The organism is Cytobacillus sp. Hm23 (assembly GCF_051842895.1).
In the GTDB taxonomy this organism is placed as follows: domain Bacteria; phylum Bacillota; class Bacilli; order Bacillales; family SM2101; genus Nanhaiella.
On sequence record NZ_JBPXRQ010000011.1, the window covers coordinates 79387 to 92046 of the forward strand.

General features: G+C 32.2%; 14 protein-coding genes. 8 read left to right on the forward strand and 6 right to left on the reverse strand.

Translation table 11 applies throughout. The features are described from left to right. Positions 1-203 precede the first annotated feature (203 nt). Positions 204-740, forward strand: a complete 537-nt coding sequence (locus ACSVDA_RS09245) for a D-glycero-alpha-D-manno-heptose-1,7-bisphosphate 7-phosphatase (protein ID WP_485882619.1) — start codon at positions 204-206, stop codon at positions 738-740. 53 nt (positions 741-793) lie between these two features. Here ACSVDA_RS09245 and ku read toward each other — a convergent pair whose 3' ends face one another. After that, the gene (gene ku, locus ACSVDA_RS09250) at positions 794-1648 is read right to left on the reverse strand and encodes a non-homologous end joining protein Ku (protein WP_485882621.1); all 855 of its coding nucleotides are present in this window, start codon (positions 1646-1648) and stop codon (positions 794-796) included. Positions 1649-2181: 533 nt separating this feature from the next. On the opposite strand from ku, the gene ACSVDA_RS09255 reads away from it, so the two are divergent. Next, on the forward strand, positions 2182-3279 hold the full coding sequence (locus ACSVDA_RS09255) for an SDR family oxidoreductase (protein WP_485882623.1): 1098 nt from the start codon (positions 2182-2184) through the stop codon (positions 3277-3279). Between the two features lie 422 nt (positions 3280-3701). Here ACSVDA_RS09255 and ACSVDA_RS09260 read toward each other — a convergent pair whose 3' ends face one another. Genes ACSVDA_RS09260 through ACSVDA_RS09270 form a run of 3 tightly spaced genes read right to left on the reverse strand, consistent with a single transcriptional unit; the run spans position 3702 to position 5588 of the window. Then, a complete protein-coding gene (locus ACSVDA_RS09260; protein ID WP_485882625.1) occupies positions 3702-4355 on the reverse strand; it encodes an ABC-2 transporter permease in 654 nt (217 codons plus the stop codon). Between the two features lie 2 nt (positions 4356-4357). Further along, on the reverse strand, positions 4358-5218 hold the full coding sequence (locus ACSVDA_RS09265) for an ABC transporter ATP-binding protein (RefSeq protein WP_485882627.1): 861 nt from the start codon (positions 5216-5218) through the stop codon (positions 4358-4360). Continuing rightward, complete coding sequence (locus ACSVDA_RS09270; RefSeq protein WP_485882629.1) at positions 5211-5588, reverse strand: GntR family transcriptional regulator; 378 nt, start codon at positions 5586-5588, stop codon at positions 5211-5213. Before ACSVDA_RS09270 ends, ACSVDA_RS09265 begins: the two co-directional genes overlap by 8 nt. Positions 5589-6352: 764 nt before the next feature. Here ACSVDA_RS09270 and ACSVDA_RS09275 point away from each other — a divergent pair. The 6 genes from ACSVDA_RS09275 (at position 6353) to ACSVDA_RS09300 (ending at position 11558) form a co-directional block, all read left to right on the forward strand. Then, positions 6353-6952, forward strand: a complete 600-nt coding sequence (locus ACSVDA_RS09275; RefSeq protein WP_485882721.1) for a DedA family protein — start codon at positions 6353-6355, stop codon at positions 6950-6952. Between the two features lie 398 nt (positions 6953-7350). Beyond that, positions 7351-7548 carry a hypothetical protein gene (locus tag ACSVDA_RS09280; RefSeq protein WP_485882631.1) on the forward strand — a complete coding sequence of 66 codons (198 nt, stop codon included), beginning with the start codon at positions 7351-7353 and terminating at the stop codon, positions 7546-7548. Positions 7549-7679: 131 nt separating this feature from the next. After that, positions 7680-8552: a DUF5667 domain-containing protein gene (locus tag ACSVDA_RS09285; RefSeq protein ID WP_485882633.1), complete on the forward strand. Its 873-nt coding sequence runs from the start codon at positions 7680-7682 to the stop codon at positions 8550-8552. Between the two features lie 423 nt (positions 8553-8975). Further along, positions 8976-9710, forward strand: coding sequence for an RNA polymerase sigma factor SigI (gene sigI, locus ACSVDA_RS09290; protein ID WP_485882635.1), 735 nt, complete (start codon positions 8976-8978; stop codon positions 9708-9710). 2 nt (positions 9711-9712) lie between these two features. After that, positions 9713-10699 carry an anti-sigma factor domain-containing protein gene (locus ACSVDA_RS09295; RefSeq protein WP_485882637.1) on the forward strand — a complete coding sequence of 329 codons (987 nt, stop codon included), beginning with the start codon at positions 9713-9715 and terminating at the stop codon, positions 10697-10699. 352 nt (positions 10700-11051) lie between these two features. Continuing rightward, complete coding sequence (locus tag ACSVDA_RS09300) at positions 11052-11558, forward strand: ferritin (RefSeq protein WP_485882638.1); 507 nt, start codon at positions 11052-11054, stop codon at positions 11556-11558. 120 nt (positions 11559-11678) lie between these two features. On the opposite strand, the gene ACSVDA_RS09305 is transcribed toward ACSVDA_RS09300, so the two are convergent. Both ACSVDA_RS09305 and ACSVDA_RS09310 read right to left on the reverse strand, forming a co-directional pair. Next, complete coding sequence (locus tag ACSVDA_RS09305) at positions 11679-11879, reverse strand: alpha/beta-type small acid-soluble spore protein (RefSeq protein ID WP_214482057.1); 201 nt, start codon at positions 11877-11879, stop codon at positions 11679-11681. A 640-nt stretch (positions 11880-12519) separates the two neighbouring features. Continuing rightward, the gene (locus ACSVDA_RS09310) at positions 12520-12648 is read right to left on the reverse strand and encodes a YjcZ family sporulation protein (RefSeq protein ID WP_214482063.1); all 129 of its coding nucleotides are present in this window, start codon (positions 12646-12648) and stop codon (positions 12520-12522) included. Positions 12649-12660: the final 12 nt, after the last annotated feature.

The window sequence follows — 12660 nt, forward strand, 5'->3', positions numbered from 1 at the left end:
ATAAAAGTATACTACCTTGGAATGGTCATTGTTAAGCTAACCTTACTCATCATATTTATAATGATAGGTAAGGTGTTTTATTCTGATATTATATATGATCTATTTGTATTGTGTTGAAACTTAGTTTGGATTTTTACATCTTGATTAATAATAGGAAAGTTGAATGTTTTTCTTTTTTACTACATAACAAAGGAGATTTTTATATGCAAAAAGCTGTATTTTTAGATCGTGATGGAGTCATTAATGAGGTGTTGTCACATCGTGTGAAATTTGTAAATAAACCGAGTGATTTTTATTTATTGGATGGCGTAGGTGAAGCGATAAAGTTGTTAAATCAAGATAACTTTAAAGTCTTTGTCGTAACGAATCAAGGTGGGGTTGGGTTAGGGTATATGAAGGAACAACAGCTAATACGTGTACATGAGAAAATGAAACTTGATTTGAAGGAATACGGAGCGATGATTGATGATATTGCTTATTGTCCCCATAAACCTCACGAGGGATGTGCATGTCGAAAGCCGGAACCAGAGATGATTACGAATCTTGCGCAAAAATATAACATCGCGCTTAAAGATAGCTATATGATCGGAGATCGTGATGTGGACATTTTTGCAGGTAAGTCGGCAGGGACAAAAACCATTTTAGTTGGAAATGATGAACAGTTTGGATTAGCTGATATGTGGTTTGGAAATTTATTACTTGCTGTTAAATGGATTATAGCCGAAGGAGAACGAGTGTGACATAACAGATATAACAGGCGAGAAAAATTCCCGCCTGATTTTAGTAATTGTTCCTATGATGTTACTTTTTTGCGTGATGTTCTTTGTTTTGTTTTTGTAGTACCTTTGTTATTAGCTGGCGTTGTGGATTGTGGTTGTTGTTTAGTTCTGTCAATACTTGCTTGCAATGCACTCATTAGATCAACTACATTCGTTCTTGGTATATGGTCAACGGAAGTTGTTTCATCGGTGTTAACTTTTTCCTCGATAAGCTCCATTAATGCAGTACGATAATCATCCTTATATTTGCTTGGGTCAAAGTCTGTCGTTAATTGATCAATTAATAACATAGCTGTATCAAGCTCTTTATTATTAATCTCTATTTGCTCTGGTATATTTGGAACGTCACTAACATTTCGTACTTCATCTGGATAATGAATCGTTTCCATGAGGAGGCCATCATGATATACCCTGACAATAGCTAGATGTCGCTTAGAACGAATAGTTATTTCGGCAATGCCAATCCGTTTAGATTTGACAAGTGCTTCTCTTAATAAAGCGTATGCTCTAGTTCCATTATCATTTGGGCCAATAAAATAGGAGCGATTAAAATAGATAGGGTCAATATCATCTAAATTTACAAAATCAATAATTTTAATACTTTTCTCCTCATATTCCTCTTTTATTTCTTTCATTTCTTCTTCAGATAAAATGACAAATTTTCCTTTAACATATTCATAACCTTTTACTAGGTTATCATTTGTTAGTTCCTCATTACATATTGGACAGATCTTCTCATACTTAATTGGAGTTTTACATTTTTTATGTAACGATCGGAATTTAATATCTTTATCTTCAGTTGCAGCATATAGTTTTATTGGGATCGTTACAAGTCCAAAACTAATTGACCCCTTCCAAATTGTGTGCATGACAACGCCTACCTTCCAAAGATTATATAATGTTAGCATTAACAACAAAAGGAATATGATAAGTTACAATCTTTTCCTTGATAATTTTTAAGTGTAGACAAATACAGCAGTAATCAGAAAATGAGCTCTTTTCAAAAGCTTTATGATTATTTTGATTAGGCTGTTGGCACTATTAGTTGCTTTTCGTAAAATGAGCTAAACACGAATATAACTCATGTTCGTGGCATCTTTTCTACTCTATGAACAATAACAACCATATCATACACATCAGTTGCTCAAAAGTAAGGGAAAAAAAGCAATACATAAGCTATACGATGGATTTAGTCTTTGTCTTAATTTATGGAACAAAAGGTGGCATAAATGTTTGAGATAAGTGTGCTAATGTTTAAAGGGGGGAAAATAAGTATTAATGTGAGTACAGTTTAAAAAATCTATTTTGTAAACGGTTGCAAAATAGCGTAAATACGATAAACTAAAGTTAGGAAATGAATTCTGAATGTTTAGATAAGATATATTTTATGGGGGGAGAAACAATGGGGAATACTTATTTTTTCACAGGCTTTCCTGGATTTATTGCAAGTCAAATTATTCGCTATATGATGAAGGAGAGCTATGAAATTGATCATATTTACGCGCTTGTTTTGCCTGATATGATTAACGAAGCCGAAAAGGAAATAGAGAGGCTATCTGAAGATAAGTTAATTGATAAGACTCAATTTTCCATTTTACCTGGTGATATAACCAAGGATAACCTAGGTATAGCTGATAAGTATATGGCTTCATTAAGGACTACTGTTACACATGTTTTTCACCTAGCAGCTATTTATGATCTAGCCGTACCAAAAGATGTTGCATACCTTGTGAATGTACAAGGTACAAGTAAGGTGAATGAATTTGTAAAAGAAATGAACAAGCTTCAAAGATACATTTACTTTAGTACAGCTTATGTTGCAGGAGACCGTGCAGGAACAATTTTGGAATCTGAATTAGAAAAAAATCAAACCTTTCAAAATTATTACGAAGAAACGAAATATGAAGCAGAAGTGCTTGTTAAAAAGATTTTCAATGAAGTCCCAACAACCATCATTCGTCCTGGAATTGTGAAGGGGGACTCTATAACAGGGGAAACAATAAAGTTTGATGGGCCGTACTTTATCTTGAATTTTCTTGATCGATTGCGCTTTTTACCTATCTTGCCTAACATTGGCAGAGGTCAAGTAGAGCTGAACCTAGTGCCTGTTGACTATATTATTGCTGCTTCCTGCTATCTAGGTCACGCTAGTGTTGGGAAGGGGAAAACATATCATTTAACAGACCCTTCTCCGTATAAGGCTAGTGAAGTTTATACAATGTTAATGGGTGAACTCTTACACAAGAAACCGCGTGGTAGAATCCCAATTTCTTTAACAAGAGCTTTCTTGCAGATTAAAAACTTGCGTAAGGTATTAGGAGTGGAGAAAGAATCCTTAGACTATTTTTCGTATGAAGCAAGGTTTGATTGTTCTACTGCTAAAAATGATTTAAAAGGTAGTGGAATTACATGTCCTGATTTTAAATCTGGTGTTAAAGAAATGGTCGCTTATTATAATGAACATAAACATGATAAAAATAAACAACTTATTATTAGATAGTACGATACGATAATGAAACAGTTTTGAATTTGTTAACTAGATTACTACTCATTGTTAGTTCGGAATAAAGTTTGATCAAAAATACTTTAACGAGTACTTTGTAATAAATAGATAGAATCCATTTTGATTATAAGATTGATCAAAATGGATTCTTATTTTTTATAAAGGCTGTTTTCGCATGGATCGTTGTTTTTCGTACTAAGAAATCAATACGTATAAGCAAAGCGCTCGTCGCATCTTTTCTCATGTAAAATAAGGTCAATTGCATAAATATAGAATTATTTAGCATAATTTTAAAACACTGTTTATACTACGAAATAAATAACTCCAACTATTAGTAGTATGCTTACAACAACGAATACTACATTAATCCACTTTTTGCCTAGTCTATGGAAAATTCGTACAAACATAATTCTCCCCCTTTATATATTTCTACGTTCGTAAACAAAAATAGAAAGAACCCAAGACATGATTATTAACATTAAACATATGGTAGATAACCAAAAGGACAGAGATATTACATTGTATCTCAATAAGTCGGAGAGTATAAAACTAATGTTTATATCTATCCATTCTAATATTCGTAAACCTAATATGATCAAGCCACCTATCGTCAATATAACTATTAAATCTAGGACCTGTACGAGACGAGATCCCGTCATGAAAAAAATAGGAAAATAAATACTATAAAACAGAAGTAAAATGAGAATAGATATTACTACAGATTGAACACTAAACCAAGGGAGTTCATTTGCAGGAAGAAAAAAACCGGTGACCCACCTCCATAAGGTGGTTATAAAGAAGGAGATTGCCATGAACATAAAAATTCCTATATATTTTGAGGTTACGATATCCTTTCTGCGAAGTGGAAAAGAAGCCAACAATCGACTGTTATTATTTTTCTCATCAGATTTACTTGCAAGTACAATTAAGAAGTGGCTGAATAGTGCTGCTGGTACAGCAAGAGGTAAACCTTCAAAAGCGCCTAATAGAAAAAAGAAAAAACCGATGAATACAAATCCAAGAAATATAAACCTTCTTTGAATTTGTAAATCTTTCATAAGTAGTTTCATCATTTTTAACAAGCCCCCTGTGTATAAACCAAAATATCATCTAATGTAGGTTTCTCTACAACAACTTGACTATCAAATGAGCTTTCAGAAAAAATGTTTTTTGAAATTAAACCTTCGAATCCTAGAGGAGATTGCTGTAAACCTAATAATTGTTTATTCATTGGCAGTGATCCAATAGGTCCTTTTAATATAAAATATTCATCTAATAGGTCCTCTTTACTACCACTAAATATTAAATGTCCGTTACTTATATAAACAATGTAATCTGCTATCCTTTCTAAATCTGTACTTATATGAGTTGAAAAAAGAACTGATCGATTTTCATTTTGAATATAATCACTTAATATCGATAATACTTTCCTTCTAAACACAGGATCAAGCCCAGAGGTAGGTTCATCCATTATTAATAAATCAGGTTCATGTGCGAGTGCAGCTGCCAAGGAGAATTTGATTTTCATTCCTTTTGATAAGTTACCGATTTTTTTACGTTCAGGCAATTTAAATTCTGTTAAATATTGTTTGAAAACAGCATCGTTCCAGTTTGAATAAAATGATGCGATGATCTTTCCCATTTCCTTTATAGAAAGATGGTTATAATAAAAGTCTTCATCGTACACAAAACCAATTCTTTGTTTAATTTCTCTTTCCCATGTTCCCATCGACTTGTTAAATACAATAACTTCTCCTTGATCAGGTGGAATTAAGTTCATAATCGCGTTAATTAACGTTGTTTTACCTGCGCCATTCGGCCCAATTAAACCGGTGATGTAACCACTGTTAATCTTAATATTTAAATCATTCAAATTAAAATCTCTATAAGATTTAGAAAACCCACACAACTCAATTACATGCATATAATTATTCATCCTCTCCATACAAAAATATAAGCATATTAATTAATTCTTCGCGATTGATTCCTAAAACTTTACTTTTCATAATAACTTGCATTAATTGATTTTCTAATCCTCTACATTGGTCTTCTCTGATTAATTCTTTTGTGTTACCTGAAACAAAAGTTCCTTTGCCAGCGACAGATGTTATAAGACCTTTTTTCTCCAACTCATCATATGCCCTTTTCGTTGTTATCACACTTATCTTCAAATTCTGAGCAAGATTTCGAATAGAAGGAAGAAGTTCCGCTTCTTTAAGGTGTCCTGTAAGAATTTGATTTTCAATTTGCTCCACAATTTGCGAATATATTGGTGATTTTGAATTTAGAGATACTGATATATGCATAGTTTCACTCCAAAGTTCCCCTAACTGTTTATATCGTATATATACAGTATATATGATAATTATTTGATATTCAAGAAATAATTACCAATAACAAAAAAGATCCTACAAGAACTGTTGGCATAGAAATAACAAACCTTGTTAAGGAAAGTGAAGAACGGTTTTTTGTGAAGTGTGCCAGATTATTGAAGTAATAAATATGTAATCATTAATAAAAATCCTAGAATAATAAGTGAACAACCTACTTAGAGATATCTGTATGGTGTTGCATTATGAATTAGGGGTTGTTTACATACTCCATGTAATTTATGATTTGCATTCTGCCTTCTTTATGTCATTTTTTTACTTGTTGAAAAATATACTTTTGTACAAGGCTCTTTTCGGTAACTTTGTTACTTTTTCACATACAACTGAGTAGTTGATGTGTTGATATGATTATTTATAATATTTAGAGAAAAAGAGATATCCCGAACGTTAGTTATATTAATATTTAGCTCTCATTACAAAAAACAGCTACGTACGAAGATAAAAAGAAATTACAAATAAATGCTTCTTGTTAAATGTTTATATGAAATGTCATTAAATTCAACTTGTTTATTAAAGTAGCAAACTACTATTGCTCTTAATTGTTAACAACATAGGTCTATTTATATAAGAATAGGTTTTGAGAAATCTATTGTTTATATGATTATTTCTTAGAACGAAACAACAAACTATTAGAAAACAGCTTTTTGTATTATTAAAAACGAAAATAGTGAATGTTGGTGATGTATTTGGAAGAATTAATTTTTTTATTTGTTGATTGGCTAAGAGAATTTTCGTATTTTGGGATTTTAATTGCATTAACATTTGAGTTTGTACCTGCTGAATTAGTTCTTCCTTTAGCTGGCTATTCTGTGTATCAAGGAGTAATGAATTTTTGGTTAGTTGTGTTAGCTGGAACCATTGGAGGAACGCTTGGTCCATTAACATTGTATGCACTTGGACGTTTTGGTGGAAGGCCGTTCCTTACATCGTTTGGAAAATACTTTTTAATACGTGAAAAGGAGCTAACAAAAGCAGAGCGATTTTTTGATAAGCACGGCGGGATTGTAGCTTTTTCTGCTAGATTTTTACCTGGGATTCGGACGATCATTTCAATACCTTGTGGAATGGCAAAAATGAATGTAACAAGCTTTAGCTTATATACGTTTGCGGCTACGCTTCCTATCACATACTGCTATGTTTATATGGGGTTCAAATTAGGGACAAGATGGCAAGATATTGCACAAATAGCTAATAGATTTATGTATATTGTAGTTATTATTATGATAACCACTATCATAATTTACGTTATGTTACATACTCGAGAAAACCGAAAAACTTGACAACGTTTACCATGTTTTGTGAAATGAATGCATAATAAATGTTCGTTTCTTTGACAAAGGGGAGTAGCGATAAGGGTATACCTTTAAAATAAAGTCGTCAATGCATGGATAAAAACCCATCTGCTTTGTTGGCATATTTAATGTCTAGCAAGACCTTTGCCATAATAGGCAAAGGTCTTTTTGTGCTTGCTAACAAAGCCCCATCGCCGTTTGAAAGCAATTGACCGCTTTATTGATCTGTAATAGGTTGAAGAAACAAATAATCATTAGGTGGGATACAATTTGGATCTTTCGTTTCGTTTAATCATTATGCGTTTTGCGGCAAGCTGGTTTGTTAGATTACTAGCAAACAGGCCTGGAATTGAGACAATCACATTTCTGATAGTAGGTTGGGTAGGTTGAAATTAAGTATTCATACGTTAGCACATGAGGAGGTTGGTCTGATCTCATCCCATTTACCAGAGTCGTTTTTGTGGAAAATAATTTTTTGGCTAGGGTTGATATTGCTTGCATTTGGCGGTTGGTTACTCTCTAGTGAAAAACAACAAAAGGTAGAATTTGATAATGAGACCTGTCGTAAAGAAAGGATTAATTAAGGTAATATCCAATAAAATTCCGCTTTGAAATATTTAGAATACTAAATATATTAAATTCACCCCAAAAAGAAGTGGATAAGTTCGTACAACTATAACGTATATGAAATTTTAACAATAGGGGTGTGTAGTTTTTGATAAAAGTTATAAGAAATGGCATTATTGCATGTGCTCTAGTAGGAGTAATAGCGGTAGCAGGTACTATTGCACATGCAAATGAAAATAATACCGACATTGAAAGCACTATAAGCTTAAACACAAACAGTGAAGATCCAAATACAATACCAGGAGACTTTTTGTATTTTATCAAAATTGCACTTGAAAAAATACAGCTTGCAATTTCGTTTGATGATATGTATGATGCTGAGTTATTAGCAAGGTTTTCATCTGAAAGATTGTTAGAAGCCGAGAAGTTAATAGCTAATGGTGATAAAGATTTAGCGGAGGAATTGATCCTTAAGGCTACAAAGCTAATAGATGATTCTGAAGGTATAATTGAAGATAGACAGGATAAGGAAGCAAAGAGCCGTAGTGAGGAAGATAGCAATAACGAAATTTATGGAGATTCAAGCCAACCTAATATCGATAATAATGGAGATACTAACATAGAACAGCAAGATGAAATGACCGATATCAAAACACAACTCGCACAAAATATTATATCTTTAACTGCTGCTTTGGAGAAAGTAGGGAATAACAATGCACAAGAAGCACTAAAGAAAAATATTGAAAAAAGTTACAAGCGAATTGGCGACAAGATGACAAAACTTGGAGCATTACAAGAAGAACAAAAAAATATTGAAGATGATATTGAACTAATAATTAATGAGTTGTATGAAGACATTGAAAATGATGCTCAGGGTCAAAAACATGACAAGAATAAGAAACAAAATCACAAAGGTCAGAAAGAATTAGAAAAAGAACAGAAGAAAAAAGAACATGAAATGAAAAAAGAACAGAAAAAAAAGGAAAAGGAACTAAGGAAAGAGGAAAAAAACAAAAAATAGAACATCAATGAAAAAATAGTAAATGATGTAATTGATGTATTGTAATCATTTCGTAACCATTTCACTAATAATACGTGATATAATAATCCGTGTTAACACAAAGTGCTACCAACACTAAGTGAGGAAAATACATATCCTACAATGATAACTAGAAATATTGTTAACAATTGTCAAGGTATTAAGGCACTCAATATAATTGAGTGCTTTTTTTCTTGATTACACTTAGGTAATATTCGGTAATTGTTAGTGGCTTATGTTGTTGAACATGCCATATTGTTATAATAAAAGTGTTGTAGATTATATAAGTAAGATGAATATAGTGGTATGAAAAAATAGTCAAAAAAAATGACTATTTTTCTATTTTCTACCCCTATAAAAAAAGCAGAGCTACCGAACTTCATATTAGGAAGAGGGGTGTAATCGGTGCTCAGTCTGTTGTTTAAAATTGGCAAGAAAGAAAAATCATTAGAAGCAATAATTGGAGAAATCCAAAGCGGTAACAGTCAATTACATTACAAGATTATAAAAAAATATCATCCTTTTATTGCCAAGACTGTCTCCTCTGTATGTAAACGATATATTGATGAAACAGATGATGAGTTTAGCATTGGTCTGATTGCTTTCAATGACGCAATTGAAAAATTTGAAAGAGAAAAAGGTCGTTCTTTTTTAGCTTTTGCTGAATTAATAATTAAGAGGAGAGTCATAGATTACATTCGGAAACAAGCACGTAACAGGTCAATACCATACGATTTACATGAAAGTGAAAACGATGCCCGTCCTCAAACACTAGAGTCACATCTATCCTTCGAAGAATATGGCAAACAAGTTGAACAAGAACGACGAAAAGAAGAGATTGAGCAATATAAGCAGGAGCTTAAAACATTTGGCTTAACATTTCAAGATTTAGTAAATCAATCACCAAAGCATGCCGATGCTAGGCAAAATGCCATTACTGTAGCGAAGATTCTTGTTGATCATGAAGAGCTTCGAGGTAGTTTGTTGGCTAAAAAACAGTTACCAATAAAACAATTAGAAAAACAAGTAAAAGTGAGCCGAAAAACGATAGAGAGAAACCGCAAATATATAATTGCCATTTCGGTCATTCTCACTGGTGATTACTTGTTTCTAAAAGAATATTTGAAGGAGGTGATCTAAAATTGAAAAAGGGGGTCATTATGGAAATAAGCAGTAAATTTGTTACAGTATTAACAGATGATGGAGAATTTTTACGGACAAATAAGCTGCTGGAACAACAATATGATATTGGTCAAGAGATTATATTTCTGCCCTTTCGTGAGGGGAAAAGAAGTTATTCATTTTTGTTAAAAATTACACGAATTGAAAAATGGAAGCTTGCACTTGTTAGCACAATAGCCGCTCTATTAGTTTTCATTTCTATTTTACCATTTTATACGCCAAATAAGGTATTTGCTTATATGTCAATTGATATTAACCCAAGTATAGAATTATCAATAAATAACAAGCTAGAGGTTTTAAGCGTAACAGCACTTAACACCGAGGGTGAAAGAATTATTGAGAATTTACCAGATTGGGAAAAACAAGATATTACGTTTGTCACAAATTCTATCATAGATGAAAGCAAGAAGAATGGATATTTAATTGAAGGTAGTAATCTACTTATTACAACGGTACAAATACATCAAGAATCTACAACAAAAGATGTCGAAAAAAAACTAGAAGAAAAAATTGTAATAATATCTGAAACATTAGAAAAGGATACTATTCATGTCACCTCTGTTAAAAGTGATGAAAATACACGTAAGAAAGCAGAGGAACAGGGTATCTCTACTGGTAAATACTTAATTGAAGAAGCTGAAAATAGAGATAAAGACCATAAGGAAGGTGAGGGTGCTAAAACATCCTCTAGCAACTTAAAAAACGAAAACATTATTAAGTTAGAAAATCAAAGGGATAACTTAGAGAAGAAAGAATCGAAGGATAAAAAAGATAAAAGGGATCATGAGAACAAAAAAGACAAAAAAGATAAAAGGGATCATGAGAACAAAAAAGACAAAAAAGAAAAATGGGATCATGAGAACAAAAAGGATAAAGTAGATAAAAGGGACCATGAGAACAAAAAAGAAAAATGGGATCATGAGAGCAAAAAGGATAAAGAAGATTAAAGAGGTCATATGAACATAAAAGAAAAAAGTGATGACGACAATAAAAAATATGGATGAACAGAAAGAACTATAAGAACATATTTTTTACTATTAAAGTAAGGCTCTTTTAGTATGTATGGTTGCTATTGTTATTAAATTAGCAATATAAAAAGTAGTATTAAATTGTTGGTTACTATTGTACGTGTTTTCTTCTTAATACATCAATGCTAAAAATCCTAAAGTAATGAGGAAGAATAAAATATAAAATTTACACATGTTCAAATTTACTAAATGGTTGCACTTCGTTTTAGAATACTCTACATAAAAGTGCTATAATAAAAATGGACAACATAGCAATGAAGGAGAGTATACAATGATAAGTAAAAATTTACTTGATGGTTTAAATGAACAAATGAATTTTGAATTTTATTCTGCACATGCATACATGGCAATGGCAGCATACTGTTCGTCTGAAAGCTTTGATGGTTTTGCGAACTTCTTTTTAGTTCAAGCAGAGGAAGAACGTTTTCATGCGATGAAATTTTATAACTTTATAAATGCTTTAGGTGAACGTGCAACAATTATAGGCTTCCCTGAACCAAATAATGAATTTTCATCACTGTTGGACGCTTATGAAAAAGCGTTAAGCCATGAAAAGGAAGTTACCAAGCGTATATACCAATTATCAGACATTGCATTGGATGAACGTGAACATGCAACGATTAATTTTTTGAAATGGTTTATCGAAGAGCAAGTCGAAGAAGAAGATTTATTTGATAGTATTATTCAAAAATTAAAGCGTATTGAAAATGACAGCAATGCTATCTTTATGCTAGACAATGAATTTGCTGGCCGCTCTTTTTCACCAGAATCTGAATAACACAGTTAATACATAGAACGAAGCATATGACAATAAGTCAGTATGAGATGAACCGAGTGATAATATCACTCGGTTTTATCCATATGGTATTAAATTTTTTGTGTGGTGACCTTCACCTTATTATTTAGGAAACTGCCCGTTAATATGATGCTGAGCTTGAGTGACGAGTCTTTTCGTAATTTCTCCACCTACAGACCCATTTGCTCGTGATGCACTATCTGGACTTAAATTCACGCCAAATTCTTGAGCGATTTCAAATTTTATTTGATCTAACGCCTGTTCTATACCAGGCACAAGTAATTTATTACTACTACGCCCCATTTCAAATCATCTCCTTGTTTATGTGTAAAACATTATAAGAATGAAATATTCTTATTAATTATAGTGTTAAACGTCATGATAATTTTATGCGGAAGGAAGATATAAATATCGTTTCAACAGGCAATAAATATTTGGAAAAACAAAAAAAATATGTATGTTAGGAGCTATGTGTAACATTATAAAAACATCTGTTCAACGCAAAAGTTATGTTCGGAGGTAAAAGTGATGGTGCTTACAATTCCCGATAAAACGTCATAATATTCAAAACTCATTTAGCTAATATACAGATAGGTACGTTTTATATAAAAGCTCTTTTCGTATGCCATATTGTTCTTTCGAAGTTTTTTGTGATTATCATCATTTCTAAAGGTGCCATGAAACTATAGACATCTATTTGTAAGAAAACAACAATCAATGCCCTATATAATTGCTATATTCTTTGGAGAAGAAAAGATGCTTAAAACGATCGTGGTTTTTCTGTTCATCTCTTTGTACAATCAGCAACAATCAAGGTGGAAAAACGCATAATAAAAAGAGAGGAGTTAGCCTCCCTCTCTTATGCAATTCAAAAGGATGGTAGTTTTGTTCATTTCGTAAAGAAGGTGGTAATTTGGCTAATTGCAGATTAATGCTTGTCGTTCTAGCATAAGGGACATCTTCGTGCAGGAAGCACAGGAGCTGGTGGTCTTACACAAGCACAACCGATAATGATTAACAGCACGAATAAAACGATAACCAAAGCAAAAATAGATCCAAACCCATCACTCATAAATACCATTCC

Coding starts and splice junctions, on each gene's coding strand:
- ACSVDA_RS09245 (WP_485882619.1), top strand. CDS start 204: ATGCAAAAAGCTGTATTTTTAGATCGTGATGGAGTCATTAATGAGGTG.
- ku (WP_485882621.1), bottom strand. CDS start 1,648: ATGCACACAATTTGGAAGGGGTCAATTAGTTTTGGACTTGTAACGATC.
- ACSVDA_RS09255 (WP_485882623.1), top strand. CDS start 2,182: ATGGGGAATACTTATTTTTTCACAGGCTTTCCTGGATTTATTGCAAGT.
- ACSVDA_RS09260 (WP_485882625.1), bottom strand. CDS start 4,355: ATGATGAAACTACTTATGAAAGATTTACAAATTCAAAGAAGGTTTATA.
- ACSVDA_RS09265 (WP_485882627.1), bottom strand. CDS start 5,218: ATGAATAATTATATGCATGTAATTGAGTTGTGTGGGTTTTCTAAATCT.
- ACSVDA_RS09270 (WP_485882629.1), bottom strand. CDS start 5,588: ATGCATATATCAGTATCTCTAAATTCAAAATCACCAATATATTCGCAA.
- ACSVDA_RS09275 (WP_485882721.1), top strand. CDS start 6,353: ATGTATTTGGAAGAATTAATTTTTTTATTTGTTGATTGGCTAAGAGAA.
- ACSVDA_RS09300 (WP_485882638.1), top strand. CDS start 11,052: ATGATAAGTAAAAATTTACTTGATGGTTTAAATGAACAAATGAATTTT.
- ACSVDA_RS09305 (WP_214482057.1), bottom strand. CDS start 11,879: ATGGGGCGTAGTAGTAATAAATTACTTGTGCCTGGTATAGAACAGGCG.
- ACSVDA_RS09310 (WP_214482063.1), bottom strand. CDS start 12,648: ATGAGTGATGGGTTTGGATCTATTTTTGCTTTGGTTATCGTTTTATTC.